This window comes from Streptococcus cuniculi, assembly GCF_004570575.1.
Classification (GTDB): Bacteria; Bacillota; Bacilli; order Lactobacillales; family Streptococcaceae; genus Streptococcus; species Streptococcus cuniculi_A.
Map to the genome: position 1 here is coordinate 22,280 of NZ_SPPD01000012.1, position 21,670 is coordinate 43,949.

At 42.6% G+C, this 21,670-nt stretch carries 30 protein-coding genes; 3 read left to right on the forward strand and 27 right to left on the reverse strand.

What is annotated here, in order from left to right; genetic code table 11:
• Positions 1–36: 36 nt before the first annotated feature.
• The 27 genes from E4T82_RS13015 to E4T82_RS08360 all read right to left on the reverse strand — a co-directional run bounded on the left by E4T82_RS13015 (position 37) and on the right by E4T82_RS08360 (position 19,231).
• Positions 37–168 (reverse strand): hypothetical protein, encoded by a 132-nt coding sequence (locus tag E4T82_RS13015; RefSeq protein ID WP_265588323.1) that lies wholly within the window; start codon positions 166–168, stop codon positions 37–39.
• 32 nt (positions 169–200) lie between these two features.
• Complete coding sequence (locus tag E4T82_RS08235; RefSeq protein WP_135182359.1) at positions 201–620, reverse strand: hypothetical protein; 420 nt, start codon at positions 618–620, stop codon at positions 201–203.
• 11 nt (positions 621–631) lie between these two features.
• Positions 632–1,201 (reverse strand): major tail protein, encoded by a 570-nt coding sequence (locus E4T82_RS08240; RefSeq protein WP_135182360.1) that lies wholly within the window; start codon positions 1,199–1,201, stop codon positions 632–634.
• Positions 1,202–1,203: 2 nt separating this feature from the next.
• Entirely contained in the window at positions 1,204–1,530 is a 327-nt protein-coding gene (locus E4T82_RS08245) for a hypothetical protein (protein ID WP_135182361.1), read from the reverse strand.
• Positions 1,531–1,538: 8 nt separating this feature from the next.
• Entirely contained in the window at positions 1,539–1,907 is a 369-nt protein-coding gene (locus tag E4T82_RS08250) for an HK97 gp10 family phage protein (protein WP_135182362.1), read from the reverse strand.
• Positions 1,900–2,238, reverse strand: coding sequence for a head-tail adaptor protein (locus E4T82_RS08255; protein ID WP_135182363.1), 339 nt, complete (start codon positions 2,236–2,238; stop codon positions 1,900–1,902). Before E4T82_RS08255 ends, E4T82_RS08250 begins: the two co-directional genes overlap by 8 nt.
• Complete coding sequence (locus E4T82_RS08260; RefSeq protein WP_135182364.1) at positions 2,238–2,495, reverse strand: head-tail connector protein; 258 nt, start codon at positions 2,493–2,495, stop codon at positions 2,238–2,240. Before E4T82_RS08260 ends, E4T82_RS08255 begins: the two co-directional genes overlap by 1 nt.
• A gap of 2 nt (positions 2,496–2,497) precedes the next feature.
• Positions 2,498–3,703 carry a phage major capsid protein gene (locus tag E4T82_RS08265; protein WP_135182365.1) on the reverse strand — a complete coding sequence of 402 codons (1,206 nt, stop codon included), beginning with the start codon at positions 3,701–3,703 and terminating at the stop codon, positions 2,498–2,500.
• Positions 3,704–3,715: 12 nt separating this feature from the next.
• Positions 3,716–4,411 carry a head maturation protease, ClpP-related gene (locus tag E4T82_RS08270; RefSeq protein WP_135182366.1) on the reverse strand — a complete coding sequence of 232 codons (696 nt, stop codon included), beginning with the start codon at positions 4,409–4,411 and terminating at the stop codon, positions 3,716–3,718.
• Complete coding sequence (locus tag E4T82_RS08275; RefSeq protein ID WP_135182367.1) at positions 4,404–5,687, reverse strand: phage portal protein; 1,284 nt, start codon at positions 5,685–5,687, stop codon at positions 4,404–4,406. The genes E4T82_RS08270 and E4T82_RS08275 overlap by 8 nt, the downstream gene beginning before the upstream one ends.
• A gap of 53 nt (positions 5,688–5,740) precedes the next feature.
• Complete coding sequence (locus E4T82_RS08280; RefSeq protein ID WP_135182368.1) at positions 5,741–6,085, reverse strand: hypothetical protein; 345 nt, start codon at positions 6,083–6,085, stop codon at positions 5,741–5,743.
• Between the two features lie 104 nt (positions 6,086–6,189).
• Positions 6,190–7,782 (reverse strand): terminase large subunit, encoded by a 1,593-nt coding sequence (locus E4T82_RS08285; protein WP_135182369.1) that lies wholly within the window; start codon positions 7,780–7,782, stop codon positions 6,190–6,192.
• The gene (locus E4T82_RS08290) at positions 7,779–8,252 is read right to left on the reverse strand and encodes a phage terminase small subunit P27 family (protein WP_135182370.1); all 474 of its coding nucleotides are present in this window, start codon (positions 8,250–8,252) and stop codon (positions 7,779–7,781) included. Before E4T82_RS08290 ends, E4T82_RS08285 begins: the two co-directional genes overlap by 4 nt.
• Positions 8,253–8,300: 48 nt before the next feature.
• Positions 8,301–8,510, reverse strand: a complete 210-nt coding sequence (locus E4T82_RS08295; RefSeq protein ID WP_135182371.1) for a DUF4314 domain-containing protein — start codon at positions 8,508–8,510, stop codon at positions 8,301–8,303.
• A complete protein-coding gene (locus tag E4T82_RS08300; RefSeq protein WP_135182372.1) occupies positions 8,507–8,758 on the reverse strand; it encodes a hypothetical protein in 252 nt (83 codons plus the stop codon). Before E4T82_RS08300 ends, E4T82_RS08295 begins: the two co-directional genes overlap by 4 nt.
• A gap of 70 nt (positions 8,759–8,828) precedes the next feature.
• Positions 8,829–9,092, reverse strand: a complete 264-nt coding sequence (locus tag E4T82_RS08305) for a hypothetical protein (protein ID WP_245167494.1) — start codon at positions 9,090–9,092, stop codon at positions 8,829–8,831.
• Positions 9,093–9,158: 66 nt separating this feature from the next.
• The gene (locus E4T82_RS08310; RefSeq protein ID WP_135182373.1) at positions 9,159–9,347 is read right to left on the reverse strand and encodes a hypothetical protein; all 189 of its coding nucleotides are present in this window, start codon (positions 9,345–9,347) and stop codon (positions 9,159–9,161) included.
• 64 nt (positions 9,348–9,411) lie between these two features.
• A complete protein-coding gene (locus E4T82_RS08315; protein ID WP_135182374.1) occupies positions 9,412–10,671 on the reverse strand; it encodes a DNA cytosine methyltransferase in 1,260 nt (419 codons plus the stop codon).
• Positions 10,668–11,924 (reverse strand): site-specific DNA-methyltransferase, encoded by a 1,257-nt coding sequence (locus tag E4T82_RS08320; RefSeq protein WP_135182375.1) that lies wholly within the window; start codon positions 11,922–11,924, stop codon positions 10,668–10,670. Before E4T82_RS08320 ends, E4T82_RS08315 begins: the two co-directional genes overlap by 4 nt.
• Positions 11,896–12,351 carry a helix-turn-helix domain-containing protein gene (locus E4T82_RS08325; protein WP_135182376.1) on the reverse strand — a complete coding sequence of 152 codons (456 nt, stop codon included), beginning with the start codon at positions 12,349–12,351 and terminating at the stop codon, positions 11,896–11,898. Before E4T82_RS08325 ends, E4T82_RS08320 begins: the two co-directional genes overlap by 29 nt.
• A gap of 287 nt (positions 12,352–12,638) precedes the next feature.
• Positions 12,639–13,004: an HNH endonuclease gene (locus E4T82_RS08330; protein WP_135182377.1), complete on the reverse strand. Its 366-nt coding sequence runs from the start codon at positions 13,002–13,004 to the stop codon at positions 12,639–12,641.
• Between the two features lies 1 nt (position 13,005).
• Positions 13,006–14,043 carry a methionine adenosyltransferase gene (gene metK / locus E4T82_RS08335; protein WP_135182378.1) on the reverse strand — a complete coding sequence of 346 codons (1,038 nt, stop codon included), beginning with the start codon at positions 14,041–14,043 and terminating at the stop codon, positions 13,006–13,008.
• Between the two features lie 41 nt (positions 14,044–14,084).
• Positions 14,085–14,222, reverse strand: coding sequence for a DUF6900 domain-containing protein (locus tag E4T82_RS13190; RefSeq protein WP_416222659.1), 138 nt, complete (start codon positions 14,220–14,222; stop codon positions 14,085–14,087).
• Between the two features lie 235 nt (positions 14,223–14,457).
• Complete coding sequence (locus E4T82_RS08345; protein ID WP_135182379.1) at positions 14,458–14,967, reverse strand: hypothetical protein; 510 nt, start codon at positions 14,965–14,967, stop codon at positions 14,458–14,460.
• Complete coding sequence (locus E4T82_RS08350; protein WP_135182380.1) at positions 14,960–16,336, reverse strand: DEAD/DEAH box helicase; 1,377 nt, start codon at positions 16,334–16,336, stop codon at positions 14,960–14,962. Before E4T82_RS08350 ends, E4T82_RS08345 begins: the two co-directional genes overlap by 8 nt.
• A complete protein-coding gene (locus tag E4T82_RS08355; protein WP_135182381.1) occupies positions 16,317–16,598 on the reverse strand; it encodes a VRR-NUC domain-containing protein in 282 nt (93 codons plus the stop codon). Before E4T82_RS08355 ends, E4T82_RS08350 begins: the two co-directional genes overlap by 20 nt.
• Positions 16,599–16,945: 347 nt before the next feature.
• On the reverse strand, positions 16,946–19,231 hold the full coding sequence (locus E4T82_RS08360) for a phage/plasmid primase, P4 family (protein WP_135182382.1): 2,286 nt from the start codon (positions 19,229–19,231) through the stop codon (positions 16,946–16,948).
• A gap of 358 nt (positions 19,232–19,589) precedes the next feature.
• Here E4T82_RS08360 and E4T82_RS08365 point away from each other — a divergent pair, with 358 nt between their 5' ends.
• From E4T82_RS08365 to E4T82_RS08375, 3 genes are read left to right on the forward strand one after another with little or no spacing between them, the layout of a single operon-like run.
• Complete coding sequence (locus E4T82_RS08365; RefSeq protein WP_135182383.1) at positions 19,590–19,913, forward strand: hypothetical protein; 324 nt, start codon at positions 19,590–19,592, stop codon at positions 19,911–19,913.
• A complete protein-coding gene (locus E4T82_RS08370; protein ID WP_135182384.1) occupies positions 19,906–21,027 on the forward strand; it encodes a DUF2800 domain-containing protein in 1,122 nt (373 codons plus the stop codon). The genes E4T82_RS08365 and E4T82_RS08370 overlap by 8 nt, the downstream gene beginning before the upstream one ends.
• A 3-nt stretch (positions 21,028–21,030) precedes the next feature.
• Positions 21,031–21,594: a DUF2815 family protein gene (locus tag E4T82_RS08375; RefSeq protein WP_135182385.1), complete on the forward strand. Its 564-nt coding sequence runs from the start codon at positions 21,031–21,033 to the stop codon at positions 21,592–21,594.
• Positions 21,595–21,670 lie beyond the last annotated feature (76 nt).

The following is a 21,670-nucleotide window of genomic DNA, read 5'->3' on the forward strand; positions in this document are numbered from 1 at the left end:
CTCTTTACACAGTTTGTAGCCCGTATTCAATTCCTATCAAAAATGATCAAAATCTGCTTGAGTCGCTCTTCGAGTTTGTGTAGTTTCTCTAGTACGCATGTCCACATAATCCGTTTGATAGTCAAGAGCCATCCCAATGGAGATATGTTTTAAATCGTCAATGGTCAAACCTGTCTCCTTACAACAGGAAAAATAACTCTCTACTGTGAAGATTTCCTCGCTCGCTTTCTCTGAGTTATCTGCTTTTTTCTAGTTGACATCCCTTGGTTAAGCATAGACATCAAAACTGGTGCTACTTCCTGAACCGGAAATTCCTCCATCTCCATAAAGAAGTCCATGAACGGTTTGACTCGAGGGTTGGCAGATTTGGCAAAAACCCAGAAAATGCGATGGAAAAAGGTCATGTCAAAGTCAGAAAGAATCGAAACATCAATCTGATCTGCCTTTAGCTCTTCACCCTCTTCCAACTGGTCTAGCTTATCCAATATGGCTTGGCTATTGACCATCGAAAATAAATCTTGGAAATAGTCCTTGCCAAACTGCTCCTTATAAGCAATTGGTGTATAGGCATTGGTGGCTAACTCATAGGTCGTTCCTGCGATAGTCATACTTTCTCTCATATTCCTCTCCCTTATTTATGAGCTTCAAAGACAGTCTTGAACCAATTTTGTCGGACTTCATCACTGGTCTCTTCTGTGGTTCTGCGACGTACCACCTTGTCCAGTGGTCGTGGACTGGCCGTAAAAGAAAGCTCAACTTCATTGATATCCGATCCTGACTTGGTCTTTGAGCCAACCGCAGGGCGTGAAGCATAACAGTAATAAAGGACATGTAAGGTTTCTTTCTTATCTCCCTCAAATCGGAACATCAAAGCAAAGTTTTTCTTCTCGGCATTCGCCACTTCTGAGATGGTGTTGGTGGTCGTATCCAACTGTTCTCCGAGCACACGAGTGAGAAACTCTTGCGACAGTAAAGCTACCTTGAGTGTGCCCTCATAGCCATCATTTGATTCTGAGGTGTAAAAGTTGATATTATCTGCCTTGTAAGAACCTTTGTCTCCAGTTGGTTCAAGAGTTAATTCTGCCGCACCACGCAAGGGCTCAACCGTTCCATATGTGAGAGCACCATCTGCTCCCTCATTCGTAACTTCTGCCCAATGGACATCTTGCAGTCCAAAGGTGACTTTATTCTTTTCAGCCATCGCTATCCTCCATTTAGTATGATGTAATAGGTAATTTGGTAGAGTTTTTCTGATGAAATATAGGTCTCTACCTTGTCAAAATAAAGTTGGTGGGTATCAAACAATGTTTCCACCGTTTCTTCTGTTGCTAAATCTTTCTTACTTGTGTAAAGCTCAATCTGAACATTTTCTTGCTTGTGATAAGCCCAGTTGTCTGCCCCAAGGTTCGCTGAATCCGTCACCAGATACACCAGAAAGGGAGGACTGGGACTATGTCCTTCCTCAAAGTGATGATAGGCTACTGGGAGTTTGGTCTCTTTAAGGACTAAAAAGAGTTCTTGAACTTGCATTCGTCACCTCACAGTTTCTTTCCCAGTTTTTCTTCAAAAGACTGAATCGCTTGTTTCTCTACTGGTGCAATGTGCTTTTTCCCTTCAACCCGACCACCGTTTTGTTTGGCATGCCCATCTTCGAGAAGATGCGTAAGCCCCGGCGTTCGGTTGTGAATGGTCTTGGTCAAAGCTGTATTGGTGTCAGTCGTCGCCTTACTCTTCCAGCCTTTGGCATACTTGCCACGACGTTTGGGTGACGTCATCTTTAACGTTTCAACAGCGTCATCCGTCACTTCCTCAACCACCTCTCGCATGGTATCAGTGGTATTGTTGGCATATTCTTCCAACTCTTTTGTGATGATTGTGTCTAATTCATCTAGTCCAATCTTAGTCATGACTCTCCTCCTTGGTCGCAACGATATAAATCAACGTTCGTGGCACTGAGTCGCCATCTATGGAATCAATGGTATAAATTTGGTCACGAAAGGACACCCTTATGGTTAAACTGTTCAAGGCAAATACCGCCTTGTCGTAACGCAGAATAAACTGCACCTTGTTATGAACAAATTTAGTCGCACTGCCATCACTTTCTGTCAAGGCAAGCGGTCGTGCTGAGCACCATCGTTCAAATACGGAGATCCACATAGACGATTCATTGCCAATCTCATCTTGAACAATCTGACACACCTGAAAGGTTAGTCGCTCTCGTAATGGCGCAATCTTCATCAGAACACATCCTTTCGTTCTGCCAAAAGAAGATGATAAAGGGTCTCCTTCAACTCCTTGTGGTTGGCAACTTCACGGTGTTCATAAAGATAGGCAACCCCATAAAGGATTGCCGTCTTTAGAACTTCTGAATTACTCGTTTGACGAAGAATCTCTTCACAGAGTTGGTGACTGGTTTCAATCAATTGCTCAATCAAGTCATCTTCACCGTCATGTTCTACCTTGAGGTAGAGTTTTGCTTCATCTAGACTAACCATATCTACTTAGCCTTTACAGTTAGTGTCTTCACCGCTTCTGGAAGAACTAGTTTACCGTCCACCCGTTGGCTGGCAAGAAAACCAATCTGTCCATTATTGGCGTAAAGCTCATTGAGACGCTTGAAGGTACGACCCTGACGGTCCGCAATCCAGTAGTAAGAAAAATCCCCAAAGGCAATGGCTTTATTTCCTGCTTCAGGAAGTGGCGCAAAGGTCGATGTGTAGTAAGGACGATTCAAAATCAAATCTGGTTGTCCAGTTTGGGTTGACGGTTGCCAGATATAGTTGCCGTTATTGTCCTTGAGCTTTCGAATGGCTTTCACAGTTGTATCATGTAAGATCCAGACCGCATTTTTACGATATGGTGCTGGTAGAGAATGATACAGTTCAATCATGTCATCAAAAGTAATATCCTTTGTGGCGGTTGTTGGACCTGTGACATCAGCTTGCGTAAAGATACCTGTTGGTTTCTTAGAACCATCACCAATGAGAAAAACTTTCTCTTCTTCCGTACCAATACGACGAGCAAACTCTGTCGTCATATAGGACTCTAGGTCAAAGACAGAATCATTTAATAATTCTTCTGAAATGCGGATGGCTGTACCAATCTTATGGGAGTCTAGTGTCACCTGACCAAAGGATTCTTCCGTTTCAGGATAAAGACCATTTTCATCCATCCATGAGGCTGAGCCATGTCCTGTCACAACTGGAATCTTACGCTCACCACTAGATGTTTTGATAACAGTCGCAAGGCTACGGAAGAAGTTTTCTTCTTGCAAGCCTTGAACTAATTTCTTCTCATACTCATCTGGAACAAGGTGTCCACCTTCTGTATCTTCTCCGACACGAAGGACATCCTTCACATCAAAGAAATGACGTTTGCGAACACTGGTCCAAAATGTTTTGGCATAGACGTCTGATGCAACACCTTTCTTTTCATCTTCTGCTAGCTTGTCTTTCAAGACAGTGGTTGGTTGAGTGGTTAGTAGCTGTGAGGCTGGTTGAGCAAGTTCAAGGTCAATCTTTTCTTGTCGCTCCAATCGAGCAATTTCTTGATTATAGAGATTGATTTTGGTTTCCATCTCATCATAACGCTTAGAATCTTCTTCTGACACTAGACCGTCTTCTGTACGGACTGAGTCAAGGAAGATCTTAGCCTGTTGCCAAGCTTGGTTTCGTTTTTCTTTCAATTCAAGTAGTTTAGACATCGGTATTTCTCCTTATTTAAGCAAGTTCAATCGTTTTTCCAACTGATTGAGAGGGATTGTTTTCGTTGGTTGTTGGGGTTCCAGTTTTGCCTGCATTTTTACAAGTAAATCGTGATGGACAGCGGTTCGACTGAATGAATAGCTCTTGGTTTCCAAATCCTGATCCTCTTCTTTGTCAAAGAGAATCCTGTCCGCAAAGCCAAGTTCCACAGCTTTTCTGGCATTGAACCAAGACTCTGAATCCATGAGATGAGATAGCTTAGCTCTTGAAAGCCCTGTTTTCAGCTCATAAGCATTGATAATGGATTCTTTGATTTCACCCAACATCTCAATCACTTTTGCCATATCCTTGGCCTCACCTTGTGCTACTGTCCAAGGGTTATGAATCATCATCATAGCAACTGGACTCATGGATACCGTTGTACCTGCCATGGCGATGACACTAGCGCTACTTGCGGCTAAGCCATCAATCGCGACATGGACATCACCTTTGTAATCCATTAACATGTTATAGATTTGAGCGGCCGCAAAAACATCACCCCCTGGACTATTGATCCAGAGGGTGATGTCTCCTGTTCCTGCTTGTAAGTCATTCTTAAAGAGTTGCGGGGTAACTTCATCGCCAAACCATGTTTCATCCGCAATCTGACCTTCTATACGAAGCGTTCGTCCGCTATCATCTTCTGTAAAATTCCAAAATTTATGCATCAAAGTCCTCCTCAGATTGAGTTTCTTGTTCTGGCGGTGTTTGTTTCATAAATCCACCTGCATCTTTCAACTTCGTCATATTTCCATTAATCAAATAGAGATTTCCTCCTTCCTCATCCGAAAGTAAGTTCAAGTCCTCAAGTTCACGAATATCATTCGTTGATAGCCAGCCATTTTGTCTACCAATCGCATAGCCATTCATCCGACTTTGATAGTCCCCCCGAAGTAGACCATCCACATTGAACTTGACAAGGTGAGTCTTTTTTTCTTCGGGTAAAAACAAAGATCGCTTGAAGGCCTGTTCCAGACGAACCACCCAAGGGTCTAAGGTATATTTCACAAATTCAAGGGATTGTTGCTCAATGTTTGAAAATGAGGATTTCTCCAAGTCACCCACCATATGAGGAGGAATGCGGTAGAGCCTTGCAATCTCATTGATTTGAAATTTCCGTGTTTGCAAGAATTGGGCTTCTTCTGGAGGAATTCCCACTTGAGTATACTTCATGCCTTCTTCCAATACAGCCACTTTATGGGCATTTGTAACCCCATTGTAAACGGCATTCCAAGAATCTCTCACTCGTTTGGGATCTTTTAAGATTCCAGGATGTTCTAGGACACCTCCTAGATTAGCCCCGTTTTTAAAGAATGAGGCTCCGTAGTTTTCGGTTGCTAGAGTCATACCGATGGCATTTTTCGCAAGTGCGATGGGAGAATAGCCAATCAGCCCATCAAAACCAAGGCCTGGCACATGGAGCACATCCTCCTGTTTTAAAATAACAACTCCCTTATCCGTGAAGTTTGGATTTTCCTCCGTTTGCCTTTGATATTTGTAATAAAGCTTTCCGCTATCATCACGATGAACAGACATCTTGTCTGGTAATAGCGGATAGAGACTAATCACTCGTCCAGCCTTATCCCTAATAATCTGTACATAAGCATTTCCCCATATCAGAAGATGGGTCATCACCGTTTCTCGAAAGACAAAGGATGACATCTCAGGGTTAGGTTCATCATGTAAGAGAAAATAAAGCGGATGTTCGACCTTCTTCTCCTTTCCAGTTGCCGTTCTCTCGTAGACATGAATGGGGAGTGAGGCTACTGCTTCAGCTAAGATGCGGACACAAGCATAAACAGCTGTCGTCTGCATGGCCTTAAACTCATCCACATTCTCACCACTGGTCGTTCGCCCAAACAGGTAGGAGAAATCCTGACCCTCATAGCTATTTAGGGGCTTATCTCTAGCCCTTTTTCGTCCAAGTAAATCAAGTAGTCCCATAATTCCTCCTTTTGAGTACGAAAAAAGCACCTCGTTTGAAGTGCTTTTGCGTTTTATAATGGTTTAAATTCTCCGTTGTCAATGATGTACCATCTTGTATCTTCTTCCTTGAAGATATACTGATAATCAACTAATCGACCTGTGTCAATGTCACTTGCACTACTTACAAATTGTAGGCAACCTATTGTTGTTATCACCGTATCTTTTGGACTGGCTTTTAATGTTTCATCCAGATACATGAGATTTCCATTTGCAAGTAATTCTTTGACTTTTTCCAAAGTGTTGTAATGGTCTTTTAGTAAGGGCTTCATGTAGTCTGGATAACCGTCTGAAGCAACCTCAATCAATGTTGCTGTTCTGGTTTCTCTTAAAATTCCAATTTGTGCTGTTGTTGACATTGTTTTGTTCTCCTCTTCTTTTGTTAGACACATATTAACTCTAAAGGAGAGAATTATCCAGTTATTTCTGCGATATTTTTAAAGAATATGACATCATTTTTATCCTAAAAACTCAAAATACCACGTTCATCATAAACACTTCCTTCATCGGTTTGATGACGAATGCAACGGTCAAGTCCCATAATGAGTGCCACAATTCCGTCAATTTTCTCGACTGACTTTTCCTTGTCTGGCTTGATATTGCCAGCAGGGTCTTGTCTCATGACCACATTTTGTCCCATCCATTTCAAAACTGGATGCCCACCATGTTGAATCCTACCTTCCATCATCAGTTTGTAGAGTTCCTTAGAAGGTGGACTCATATCTTTATAGCCCTGACCGAAAGGCACCATGGTCAAGCCCATTCCTTCTAGATTCTGAACCATCTGTGTCGCATTCCAACGGTCATAGGCTATCTCCTTGATATGATAGTTTTCCGATAGGTCTTCAATAAACTTTTCGATAAAACCATAGTGAACAACATTACCCTCCGTAGTTTTGATGTAGCCCTGACGCTCCCAAACATCATATAGGACATGATCTCTACGGCATCTCAACTCTAAGGTATCTTCTGGCAACCAAAAGAAAGGCAAGATGATGTAATTTTCCCCACTGTGTCGAGGCGGAAAGACTAAGACAAAGGCTGTAATGTCAGACGTACTAGAAAGGTCGAGACCTGCGTAACACTCACGACCCCTAAGGCTCTCATAATCAATGGGTGTCTTACCCTTGTCATAAACATGTTCAGGTATCCAAGCCACACTCGAGCTTGTCCACATATTCAGACGGAGTTGCTTAAAGACATTCTCCTCAGCTGGGTTATCAAGGGCTTGCCTATAGGCTTCTCGCACACGGTCAATACCAATGGTATGCCCAAAAGACGGATTGGCTTTCATCCAGTTTGCTTCATCATTCCAATCATCTTCGTCAGACAAGCCATAAACCACAGGATAAAAAGACGTGTCCTTTTTCCTGCCTTTGAGAATATCGAGAGCCTTGGTGTGAAGTTCATAACAGATAGAGTTTTTATCTGTTCCTGCTGTTGTGATGATAAAAAAGAGAGGTTGTTCCCTAGCATCACCAGAACCTTTGGTCAAGACATCATAGAGATGGCGATTGGGTTGGGCATGGATTTCATCAAAGACAAGCCCTGACACATTTAGTCCGTGCTTGGTTCCTGTCTCAGCAGAGAGGACTTGATAAAAACCAGCATTAGAATAGTTCACAATCCGCTTGGTCGCACCCATAATCTTGGAACGCTTTTCAAGAGGTCTACTCATCAGTACCATTTGCTTTGCGACATCAAAGACAATCGAGGCTTGGTTACGATCACAAGCAGCTCCATACACTTCAGCACTGGCTTCATTGTCAGCATAGAGGAGGTAGAGAGCAATCGCTGCAGCGAGTTCAGACTTGCCATTTTTCTTTGGTATCTCGATATAGGCCGTCAGAAACTGACGGTTGCCATCTTCCTTTACAATTCCAAAGAGGTCACGGACAATCTGTTCCTGCCACGGCAACAAGTCAAACTTTTTCCCTGCCCACTTGCCTTTGGTGTGGGCGAGGTTATTGATAAAAGTGACAGCCCTATCTGCCCTTGCCTTGTCGTAACGAGAAGTCGGAAGCATAAAGGGACTTGGTTCATAATGATAAGTCATAGAATACCTCCTAACAAATCTTCCATTTCATCTCCAGTACCCACCTCCGCATCCATAGTGGCTAAGCGATTTCTCGCAGATGGCGTCAGACCGAATTGCTCACAGAACTTGAGCATGATTTTCAGATTAGTCTGACTAACCGAAACCTGTGGCACTTGTTGGAGATAACCATTTGGAGTCTTAATGATGGAACCGTGTTTGGAAAGAAACTCTTCAGCTTCCTTCCATCTCGCATAGGCTTGGCAATACCCTGCAAAGGCCGTCATATCCATTTCCGTTAATATCCCCATCTGTTCAAGGATTTTACCCATCCGCCTCCATTCCTTCTTGGCATCGTCTTCAAGCCACTGTGGGCAACGTGGTGCTTTCTGTTTGGGTTTAACCTCGTTAGTCGGTAGAGGTCGTTTCCCAGGATTTCCTTCAAGTAGTTTCAAATTGGTAGGCTTTGGTTTTCGCCCTCTAACTGCCACGGTCTCACCTCCTTTTGGGCACAAGAAAAAGGCTTCAACAGAAACCTTTTAAATCTTTTCAACACTATCAATATCGTATAATACGTTTAAGCTTTGACCATTGTCCCAAGAGACAATGAGTGAACCAATGTCATCCACATCAAGGATCGTACCAAGCGTTCCTACTTGAACTGGGCAAGGATCATCCATCTGGACTAACCCCACCCTTGTGTCTTTTGGGTAGGTCGACTGAAAAGAGCTTAGAATTTTATGATTCAGCTCTCTTCAATCATTTCGAACGCCCATTTTATGGCATGACCTGAATCTTCAAAACGGTCTTCTGAACTATGAATTAATTTTACTGCAGTATCCGATTCCTCACACCAATTACTTGTAGGATAGAGTTTAAAAATATCAACAGAAACATCTCCTACTAACATATCTTCGAGTACAATCACCCAATCATTAAAGTGAATCACTTGCATATTCTGATCATTTTCTAGACTCTTTAGAGTTGTCAGGTACATTTTTTTTGCTCCTTTTCATCATGTTATTGTGTTCATATTAACTCTAAAGCAAAGAGATATCCAGTCATTTCTACTTAGTTTTTGAGAAAATTTGCGACACTTCTTCCCATAATTGGGTCGCATCGTCATTGATACAAGTCACTTCCATATCTATAAGATACCCTCTATCAATCCCATTCTGGATAGCAGAAAGCAATTCATCAATCTGTTCTAAATTAGCTTTTTCAATGATATCCAGTTCAAATTCTCTGGTCTTTTCATAATAGTGTTTCATCACCATCAAGTGGACGTAACAATAATCCATCATCTGATTTGCTTCAGCTTTGGTCATCATATTGACTCCTTCTCTTTTAGTAGTCGTATATTACCGTACCTCTCAGAGTATATCCAGTAGTAATTGCTAACAAAGCTCAAAAATCTCCGCCACTATATCATTCAAAGACATTACTTCAACAACCTCGTTTTCGCTCACAGATTCCTGAGGAAGAACGTAATCGATAATCACACCATTTCGACGAGCCACCCTGACACTATCTTTAGAGATACGTCCACTCTTTACCTCTTTCAAAAAATCATTCAAATCAAGCATAGTCTTCCACCTCTCAACTTATCTATTCGAGAAAAGTTTCAAAAAATGCTTAATTGACCTAAATTTATTTTGATTTTGTCTCTATGGCTCTGCCAATCGCATAAACCACGGTTACCGTCACACCATTGCCAGCCTGTTTATAGAGCTGGGCATCGGAGTTGACAGCTTCAGCTTTTTCAAATAAATCATCTGAAAAACCTTGGAGTCTGAAACACTCTCGTGGGGTCAAGCGTCTGATTTTCACCACTCGACCATTCCAAACCACAGCTCCCATTTGACCACCACAGGAGAGGTTATGGGCAATACCTTTTTCTACTCTTGCTCGTCTCGTTGGAGAGTTTGGATAAGATAAATCCACCGAATCTCCAACCTCTGCCAATTGGTAGCCCTGCTTTGTCCCATTTCTGACCTTAATGCCTTCAAGGACACCGTGGCGGTCTTGAGAGGTCAATGTGAACATTGGCTCATCCTGTTCCTTGAGTCTACGTCCATTTTGACGCTTGTTGATTCGATTGGGTGTCAAAATGGGTTGAACCTCAAGGACACCAGAATTCATAGCCGTACGCTTGGTAGCTCCTGCGGTGTAGCGAGCTGTGAGACACCGTGCTTCTTCCGTCAGCTTCGGTTCAGTTAAAGACTGGTCAATCAAATAAAGACCAGTCTTAGCACCCAGTCCTCCACCCTCACCGACAAGAGTTGTCGCAATCCCACTCGGGTCATAGACACGGTAACTCTGCATCCCACCTATAAGTTGCTTAAGATGGCGACCGCTTTCTCCGCTGATAGGTAATACTTTTCGTCGACCTCGGCTTCTAAGATGTCCGAGAGTGTAGATCCGTTCTCGATTTTGGGGGACTCCATAATCTTTTGAGTTGAACACTTGCCATTCAAGGTCGTACCCTGCTTCATCCAAGATAGAGAGATAGTCGAGATAATCTCGTCCCCCGCCACTTGATAAAAGTCCCTTAACATTTTCAAGGAGAACCCATTCGGGTTTATCTTCTTCTTTTTGGCTTTGGATGAGATCAACAAATGTAAAAAAGAGTCCACTTCGTGAACCTCGTAGGCCTGCTCGCTTGCCTGCGATAGACACATTCTGACAAGGGCTTCCCGCACACCAGAGATCTGCTTTTGGTAGTCGTATTGGGTCAATAGTTGTGATGTCATCATGAAACCACTCTCCTTTCGTATCATACATTACTTCATAAGATTTCCGTGCAAACTTATCCTTTTCACAGTAACCGATGCATTTGAAACCAGCTAATTCTAAACCATGTCTAAACCCACCCACTCCTGCAAAGAAATCAAGAAAAGTTAGAGTCATGCCTCTTCCTCCATCTTTCTTTTTGCTTCATCGTAAGTCAATATCTGACCATCTCGGATGACTGACACGTCTGTATCCCCAGTTGACTCCATATAACGTTTGACAATGACATCCACGAACTTCTCGTCAAGTTCAATCCCATAACAAACTCGACCAGTCTGGTCAGCTGCCATAAGGGTTGACCCTGAACCAAGGAATGGGTCTAACACCAGAGTTCCTCGCATGGAGGAGTTTTGAATTGGATAAGCCATGAGCTGAATCGGCTTCATGGTCGGGTGGTCTTTACTAGACTTGGGACGGTCATATTCCCAGATAGTTGTTTGCTTGCGGTCACTGAACCATTGGTGTTTTCCCTTTTGTTTCCAACCAAAGAGACAGGGTTCATGTTGCCATTGGTAGGGACTACGTCCAAGTACTAATGAGTTCTTCTTCCAAATACAACAACCGCTCAAATAGAAACCAGCGTCCTTGAAAGCCTTGCGAAAGTTAAGTCCTTCAGTATCGGCATGAAAGACGTAGATGGAGGCATCGGCTTCCATGTGATTTTCCACTTGAGTAAACATGTCATAAAGAAACTGACAGAAGTCTCCGTCTGACATATTGTCATTTTGAATTTTGCCTGCTGTTTTTTCGACATCACAATTATATGGGGGATCCGTCACAACTAGGTTGGCTTTCTTATCGCCCAGTAGCTGGTCGTAGGTTTCTGCTTTAGTGGAATCACCACAAATCACTCGATGTTTACCGAGTTGCCAAATGTCCCCTCGTTTTGAAAAGTTCGGTTTCTTCAACTCTTCTTCCACATCAAAGTCATCTTCAGACAAGTCCTTATCATGAACGTTTGAGAGAATGTCATCAATCTCTGGTGGTTCAAAACCTGTCAGATCGAGATTAAAATCCGACTCCTGCAAATCCAAAAGTAAATCGGCTAGAAGATCTTCATCCCATTGACCTGTGATTTTATTAAGAGCGATGTTGAGTGCTTTTTCATCTTCCTTGGATAAATCGACGATGACGCATTTAGCGGTTTCATAATTCAAATCCTTCAATACAGTCAATCGCTGGTGACCACCAATAACTGTCAAATCTTTATTGACAATAATAGGATCCACGTAGCCAAACTTGAGAAGAGACTGCTTGATTTTCTCGTACTCCTTATCCCCCTTTTTGAGTTTCTTTCGAGGGTTGTACGAGGCTGGCTGTAAGTCACTTAGAGGGAACTCCTTAATCTCCATAGTTGGTTGATTGATCATTGTGACCTCCTTTATAAAATCGTGTTTGAATGTAGCATTCGTGGCTACAATATTTTCTTTTTGGATTGGCATAGGACAAAAAAGACCTGCCACAGTTCTGACAAGTCAATTCATCATATGCAGTTTTGGTTTTGTCATGTTCTTCAGAATGAGTATTCCACCAAGTTTTGCGACAATAGTCAGAGCAGAATTTTTTAGGTCTACCCTTGGGATGATGTTTCAACAGCTGATGACATTGTTTGCAATACTTCCCGTTTCCTTCGTCAAACATCTGCTTCACAACATTTCCATAACCCTTTAACTCAGGAAATCGTCCGCAATATTTCTTGACAGCATTGTAAGACATATTCAGCGTAGTCGCAATCTTTCCATAGCTAAATCCTTCACTTCGCAGATTCCAAATCTGCCTACGTTGATTTTCGTCCATAGGTCTCTCTCCTTAATCTAAAATACTTGTTTTTTATGTTTTTCAGTCTATTTTTCGTTCAAAAACCACCCTTTTTGGTAATCCAAAGACGATAATACCCCAAGCTAAAAAGTAGTTATTTCAAGGTTTTACACCATTTTCTAATTCATGTGATGTACCCGTTAACGAATTTTGCGAAATTACACGTTTGAGAGGGCGTCGGTCTTTGTGAGACAAGGGTTTAGAGATTTGATCCCCCCTACCCCCAAGGGTAGAAAAAGGGATACTTTTGTAACGAAACTCCAATATTAAAACCGATAGCTATATTCCACATATCGGTCAGTCGTCTTGGTCTTTCTGTCATGACAAGATTTGCATAAAGATTGCCAATTGGATTGATTCCAGAAGAGTTCTTGGTCTCCTCGGTGGGGAGTGATGTGGTCAACCACCGTTGCCTTGGTCAGTTTTCCTTTTCTTTGGCAATAGACACACAGAGGATTGAGCTTTAAGTAACGAAGCCTTGCCTTGTTCCACCATGCATTGTAACCTTTAGCTTTGGTTGACTTGGCGTCAAACATGTGGTTAGTCTTGTGGTCATTACAGTATTTGTTTCCATAGGTCACAATGTTAGGGCAACCGTTCTGCTTACATGGGGTGCTTGGTCGACGTGGCATCTTACTGCTCCAAAGGCAGGTAAGGCTTTGTAAAATGCCCAAGGCAAGTGGTTTTGGTGTAGTCCACGTCCAAAAGATTTAGCTCCTTGATGATGCATTGTGGGGTCAAGTCGTAGCGTTCACGAACCACCCACTCCAGTTGGTCAGCTGGGTAATCACTTGTCCCAAAGGTATTAACAAAAACACCAACTGGTTCCGCAACTCCAATCGCATAAGCCAACTGCACTTCACAACGTTTGGCATAACCCTCACGAACAAAGTCCTTGGCAATCTTCCGTGCCATGTAGGCAGCTGAACGGTCGACCTTAGAGGGATCCTTACCAGAGAAAGCTCCACCACCGTGGTGGGCAAAGCCACCGTAGGTATCTGCCACAATCTTACGACCAGTCACACCAGCGTCTGCATAAGAGCCACCAAGAACAAAGCGACCAGTTGGATTAACCAAAACCCTGAAGTCAAGGTTCTGACAATAGCATTGAGCAACCGACATCATGGCTTGGGTGACTATGCGTTTCACTAATGCGAGGTCAACCTCTTCATCGTGTTGAATAGAAACGAGGAAGGTGTCGATACGCTTGTTTTTGTAATCGTAAGTGACTTGAGCCTTGGCATCTTTACCCAAGGCAGGGTGACCAAGGTTGGCTAACTTTTCAAGAACACGAGTCGCCAACACATAAGGGAGTGGCAAGAACTCTGGTGTTTCATCGGTCGCATAACCAAACATAATGCCTTGGTCACCAGCTCCACCAGCATTAACACCTTGTGCAATATCTGGACTTTGAACACCAAGAAGATTAGTTACCATCACATCCGTCATGCCGTAAGGTTCCAGAACATTTTTTACGATTCCTTCTAAGTTAAATAAATGTTTGGTTGAGACTTCTCCTGCTACAATTACTTGGTTATCTTTGATAAGTGTCTCAACAGCCACCCGACTGTTCTTATCATGCTTGAGACATTCCGTCATAATCGCATCTGAGATTTGGTCACAGAGTTTGTCTGGATGTCCGCTTGAAACTTGTTCACTGGTAAAAATCATGTTTTCCTCCACGCAAAAAGCCCAACCCTTGTGGCTAGGCTTTAGTTTACTGATTGTTGGCCTGCTTCGTAGGCTCGCTCGAGTGCTCTTTTGATTCCCCAAACCGAAACATCATAGAAATCAAGGTTGTCACTCATGCGAGTTTCTAAAGTTTCAACCAAAAGTTCTTCTTGAGCAATCGCTGTTCAAAGAGCATTGAGTTTTTCTTGTTGTCGTTTTGTCATTTTGATGACCTCCTCTTGTTTTTGTAGCTGTATATTACCGTACAAGCGAAGGTATATCCAGTCATTACTGGAAGATTTTTTATATTTTTCGACAGTTTAAGTATAGCACAGTCTCAAAATAAAAACAGTTCGAATTTGGTATAAATTTGGTTCGAAAACAGTTCGAATTTAGTTCAATTTCGGTTCGAAATTAGTTCGAAAGAGGAATTTGAAACGCTGATTCATCTAAATCAATGTTCCTGCTCATCCAACCATAACATTTCTTTAGTTGCTGATGTACCTTACGTTTACGGTAAGAGATTGTGGAACGACTAATCTCATAGTGACTAGAAATATCGTCCCAGCTCATCTCATTGAAAATCAAGTCCTTCGCAAACTGCTTCAAGTCATCTGGTATAAGGTTAACCATACTTTCAAAGAACTCTAGTTCAGTCTTAAGAAAATGATAGCACGCCATCAAACTATCCCAATATTCCTTGTTTTCTTTCTCCAACTTTTCTCGGAAACTGAGTGCAATATTCTCTGAACGTGAATTGGTCTGAGAAGTTTTTACCCTCTCCATATCTGGTTTTTCATAAACCAATGACTGGATCACACTCTCCTCGCTGATTGGACGAAAGTTTAGCAGTTGATTTTCCACCAAGGAAAACTTCAACTTCACATCGCTATAATTTTTCATCAAATACTCAATTCTATCCATCCCTTCCTCCTACTTGTGCTTTGACAGCTTCAATCAGCCGTGACTGTTGGGCATCTTTGGTTTCCAGTGCTTTGAGGATTTCTTCGTCAATGGTGCCTTCCGTTACGATGTGCTGGATGACAACTGTCTCAGCTTGTTGTCCTTGTCGCCACAGACGGGCATTGGTTTGTTGGTAAAGCTCTAAGGACCAAGTCAAACCGAACCAAACCAAATGGTGTCCGCCCTTTTGAAGGTTCAGTCCATGACCGGCACTTGCAGGGTGTAAGAGTCCAACAGAAATCTTCCCCTTGTTCCACTCACGAATATCCCCCTCAGTTTTAAGGGCTGTGCCCTTAACATTGAGCTTTGCCAAACGCTCCTCGATACGCTGAAGGTCATGCTTGAACCAATAGGCAACCAGTACTGGCTCACCGTTGGCTGCTTCGATAATATCTTCAAGGGCATCCAGTTTCTGGTCATGAAGAGTCACCACTTGATTGTCATCTGAATAGACGGCACCATTTGCCATTTGTACCAGTTTGTTTGACAGACTAGCCGCATTGGCAGCCGTAACTTCTCTTTCTTCAAGGTCAGCCAAGATGTAGTCCTTTTTGAACTGGGTGTAGCTTGTTTTTTCCTTCTCCGTTAGTCGTACTAACTTCTTGGTTGAAATCAGCTCAGGCATCTCAAGATAATCCATTGCTTTCATGGAAATGGTAATGTCATCAATCTTGTCGTAAATCTGGTACTCCGCATAATCCATTGGGATATACTCATAGACGACATTGCCGTTCCTACGACCTTCCTCAAAATATCGACTACGGTATTCTCCGATAAATCGACCTAGACGCTCACCACCATCAATGACTTTGAACTCTGCGAACAAGTCCATCAGTCCATTGGAACTTGGTGTCCCAGTCAAGCCAACCACACGTTTCATGTAGGGACGCATGCCCATGAAAGCCTTGAAACGTTTAGACTGCCATGACTTGAAAGACGAGAGTTCATCAATGACTACCATATCCCACTTGAAATAGGGGCTGCACTGCTCCACCAACCAAGGGAGATTTTCACGGTTGACGATGTAAATATCCGCATCTTTCTCTAGAGCTGCTTTCCGTTGTTTTGGAGTGCCGACAATTTTCGAATACCGTAAGTGACGCAACTCTGCCCATTGCTCAATCTCGTCACTCCATACCGTGTTTGCGACACGAAGGGGAGCGATGACCAATACCTTATGCACTTCATATCGGTCAAACATCAGCTCGTTAATGGCTGATAGAGTGGTGACAGTTTTTCCCATCCCCATGTCTAGGATGACTGCCGCATAAGGGGTTCTTATGATGAAGTCCTTAGTGACTTCTTGATACTCATGTAAACTCAATCTCATCTAACACTTCTCCAATCTTCTCAACACTATCTAGCACATGAACCTTAAAGCCTAAACTTTCAAACATCTTGTGCCTTGTCACTTGTAACAAGCGTGGCTTTCCGCCAGGGGCTTTTACTTCCACCAGACCAAACTTTCCGTTGGGGAAAAACACCAACCTATCCGGCACACCAGCGAAAGATGGCGATACCCACTTGGGACAAATTCCACCACGCTTTTTCACTTCACTTACCACCTTCTGCTCTACGAATCTTTCTCTCATAACCAATCCTTTCGTCAAAACATCGCCAAGAGGAAAGTGCAATTCACGACAGTCAGTTACATTACTTTCCTATATCTCTTTTATCTTTTTTTATTTTTCTCTATATCTAAGTTATAGAAAAGACCAACTAAACCTACACCTTGAAATCTCCTATAGTAACTTTTGTATGTGACCTTCTCAACCTGCACTTTTTAACCCCAGTGAAAGTCGTGATAGTTTTGCATAAACGTTTTTCGTCACTAAAAACAGCAACTTTCAGCTACTCTGGTAATCACTCTGTGACTTAACTATCACGACATGCACTAACACCTCCTAATGCTAGAGGCAACTTACACTGATTTACACTGTTAATCAAGGAAATCATCATCTAATTTCAACTGTAAACCTTTCACTATAACGCCTTTGTTTGTTCTTTTCTTGGTGAAACCAGCATTCGCAAGAGCTGTGTAAAAATCCGTCGTGCTGCGCGTGTACTCATTGATACCAGCACAATAAGCTCGATAAGCCGAGTAAAGTTTTCCTGATTTCTCAGTTAATTGGTCGCCGATCTCACAACAATCACCAAGAAACTGTCCCATCCAATCATTAGCTTCTCGGTAGGCAGACACAGATTGAGCAACAACCTTTGGCAGAGTTAACTTGAAATTGGCATTGATTGCTTTTTCTGCACCTTCAATAATCCATGACATAATTGCCTCGGATGCTTCATCGTAAAGGTAGTCCGCAAAATTTTTAATATCTGAACGCCCAGTGATTTTGGCATTAAAAGGAATAACAATCAGACGTCGCCAAATCCCATCATCGTTCGCACCTACTTTAGGTAGATGATTGGTGTAAAGAACCAGCGTGTGTGATGGTACAAAATGAAAAGGTGCCTTGTACTTCTTCTCTGCTAGGATTTCATCGGTTGAACAGAGTTGTTTCACCATCGAAGTGTTGAGTCTCATTCCCTCACTCATCTCAGAAGCGATGATGAGGCGTTTTCCTTTCAACTCAGCCATCTCAGGACTGACATTTCGTCGAACACTCATAGTCAGAGCGTCAGCCGATAATTTTCCAGAATAGTTCCCAAGTACTCGAGCAATGGTATTCCAGAAGGTTGACTTTCCATTGGCTCCACTACCATAAGCGATTATTAAATGTTCTTGATAGACCTTTCCAATAGCAGCCATACCCACCACCATCTGAACGTAGTCGATTAGTTCTTGATTACCACAAAAGAAAGTTGCTAGAGTCTCTAGCCACAAGCCTTTTCCTTTATCACTTGGTGAGGCTGTTGCCATCTTAGTGATATAGTCAGTCGAATCATGGTCTTTTACACCAGCTAAGCCTTGCGATAAGTTAATGGTGGCTTTAGGAGTATTGAGCAACATTTCATTGTTATCAAACTCAGACACACTCATACGAACCATATGCTTGGCTGTTTTGACAATAGCTGACATATTACGATAGTTTCGATACTTCATGACGAATTTATGGAAATCAAATGCTTTTTTATAGTCCTTAAAGGCTGATGATTGAATTGGACTATCAATAGCTTTTTCGATAGCTTTAAGCCCTTTAAAAATCAGCTCCTCTGAAATACCTGTTTGGATGAGCCATTTTGTCTTATCCTCTAGGTTGGCATCTGCCACTGCTAGTTGCTCATCCAAGAAAACATGAACCTGTCGCATGGCCAATTGCTCATCCTCCACCCAGTGTTTCCCATTGAAAGCAAGATAGTCAGTCTCACGAGTAAAAGCAATTCGGTCTCCATATTCACGAGCTAGTAAACCTGCTTCACCAATATCGGTATAGTCATCAGGTCGCATGGCTTCTTGTTGATAAGCATCAGGCGATACATACCCCTGTGACTGCTTAATCGTTTTGTTATAGAATCGAACGGCACTTCCCCAAATGGTATCAAGCTCTGCTTTCTCAAGAGGGGGAACACATTTTAGAGCTTGTTCATCAAATCCTTCTCTAGCTTCTCTTGTAACACCAAGACGTTTTAAAATCTTTGCGGCAAAGACTGACATGGTTGAATTGCGACTGCCTTCATTGATTGGCCCAGTAGGTGGTGTGTAGAAATCAACATCGAAGTCCTCTTCAGTATCTTGGGCAGTCGTGTCATCTCGTAAGTCATCGTCGATGGTTAACCAAGAGTCATGCCATAGGACTTCTGCGTTAGGATTTCCAAAGAAAAACCGAGCCGCATCCTTGGCATTAGTGTCGAAGAAACTATAGCGATTAACGAGTTCTTCTTTAAGTAATGTATAGGCATCCCTATCCATAACTTCATCAATTTGGAAGTAAATATGGAATTTAGGTCTAGCAGCCTTGTCCCCTTTTTGAACCATATGGTTTCGACTAGTCACCAAGGCAAAGTTGTAATCCGCAAAGATATCTTTAAGTAGCTCCTCTGTTACCCATTCATCGGACTTATCTGTGTGGTCATTGTCTATATCCATGACCAGCACATCCGACTTGATGAAGTTGGCATTGGAGCGGGTGTTGTTTGTAAACAAACTGGCTACATGGTCATACTGAGCAGTGGTTTGTAAGGTTGCTTTATCGGTAATCGTTACTTGATAAGGATAGACCGTAGTTGTTTGAACTCCAGTCTGTCCTGAATGAGATAGGGTAAATTGCATAAATCATAGCCTCCATTTGGGAAAATAATCTGTGAAGGTTTCCCTTCCTACCTACTAGGGGAAGAATGAAGACATTTAGTCCAAAAAGTTTCAAAAAAATTTTTTCTTCTATAAATAGCTATTGAGCGACCTCCCATCGCTCAATTTTTTTATGATTTTTTGAATCTGTTTAGACTAAAACGCAAAAAAGTCCCCCTAGTAGGTGTAAGGGAAAGAATAACCCAAACAAACCTAAAGGAGGACTTTCTATGAAAAACACCATGAATCGTCAAGAACAAGAAGACTTGACAGACACACTCATCGCTATCAGCGTTATCGCTAGGCTCTTAGCTCGTAAATTAAAAAAGGAGGAAACAAAATGAGTCAACACAAACAACTACTTGAACTGATTACCGAGATGGAAGGCACAGCTAAATACTACCTTCGCTTGGTAGACGAGTTCAAGAAACTCCTCTCTACCGAGGAAAAAACTGGAGCAACTTCGGAAGAACCAAAATCTGAACAACAAAAGGAACTCAAACTAGAAGATATCCGTGCAGTCCTTGCGACCAAAGCTAAAGATGGCTATAAAAATGAGGTCCGTGCTCTTCTAAACAAATATGGGGCAGAATCCCTATCAGCCTTAGCTACTGAACACTACGTAGCGGTTCTTGAAGAAGCTGGAGGAATTGGAAATGCCTAGTCATGCCATCCTGTCTGCTTCAGCATCCCACCGCTGGATGGCTTGCCCACCTTCCGTTCGGTTAACGGAAGATATGCCTGATGTGACCTCTGAGTTTGCCCTCGAAGGAACTGACGCTCACGAGCTTTGTGCCTACCTTGTTGAGAAAGCACTTGGAAGAAAAGCGCGAGACCCAACAGAGGACTTGGCTTTCTACAATGAAGAAATGCAGGCTTGTGCCGAAGAATATCGCAACTTCGTCATGGAACAAGTGGAGAAAGCCAAAGGCTACTCTCGAGACCCAACGGTTCTGGTCGAACAGCGACTTGACTTCTCCAAATGGGTTCCTGAAGGGTTCGGTACAAGCGACTGTTTGATTGTGGCAGATGGACTTCTTCAAGTTATCGACTACAAGCACGGTCTTGGCGTTCTGGTTGATGCAGACCACAACCCACAAATGATGTGCTATGCCTTAGGTGCTCTTGAAATGTTTGATGGACTCTATGATTTTGATAAGGTCACCATGACCATCTTTCAACCACGAAAGAATAACATTTCTACCTTTGAGATGGATAAGGCTGAACTCCTTGAGTGGGCTGAAAACCAACTCTCACCCAAAGCAACACTCGCCTTCAAGGGAGAGGGAGAACTGACATCAGGCAAACACTGCCAGTTCTGCAAACTCAAGAATGTCTGTCGCAAACGGGCGGAGGATAATTTAGCGCTCGCCAAGATGGAGTTTGCGGATCCCGCTACTCTTGATAACGAGGATATTGCAGAGATATTACCTAAACTAGACTTACTGGTTTCTTGGGCTAATGATGTCAAAGCCTATGCTTTGAAAGAAGCCACTGAAGGTAATAAAATCCCTGGTTATAAACTGGTAGAAGGACGTTCTGTTCGTAAGTATTCGGACGAAGTTGCCGTCAGTCAGGCTGTGATTGAAGCTGGCTTTAACCCTTACGAAAAGAAACTTCTTACCATTACTGCCATGACAAAGCTCATTGGCAAGAAAACCTTTAATGACTTACTTGGTAGTCTCATCATAAAACCAAGCGGTAAACCAACACTCGTTCCTCTTGACGATAGTCGTCAAGAGATGAACCTAGCAACAAATGAATTCAAAGAGGATTAACATATGTCAACAAAAGCAAACACAACAAAAGTAATTACTGGTAAAAACACTCGCTTCAGCTACTTGAATGCCAATGAACCAAAATCCATCAATGGTAGCACTCCCAAGTACAGTGTCTCTCTCATCATTCCAAAAGATGATGTGGAAACTATTGATAAAATCAAAGCAGCTATTGAATTAGCCTACAAAGAAGGCGAATCCAAACTCAAAGGTAATGGAAAAACTGTTCCTGCACTTTCTATCCTTAAAACACCACTGCGTGACGGTGATCTAGAACGTCCAGATGATGAAGCCTATCAAAACGCCTATTTTGTGAACGCCAACTCACCACATAAACCAGGAGTGGTGGATGGTAATCGCCAAGAGATTATCGATACTTCTGAACTCTACTCAGGTATCTACGGGCGTGCCTCCATCACTTTCTACACTTTTAACTCAAATGGGAATAAAGGAATCGCCTGTGGACTTAACAACCTGCAAAAACTCCGTGACGGAGAACTACTTGGTGGGCGTACTCGTGCAGAAGATGATTTTGCGATTGAAGATGATGATGATTTCTTGAACTAAGATTGGGAGGTATAGTAAATGTTTGATATTATTTTGAGTTATATTTTGATTGGGGTTTACATCTTTCTCGGACTCT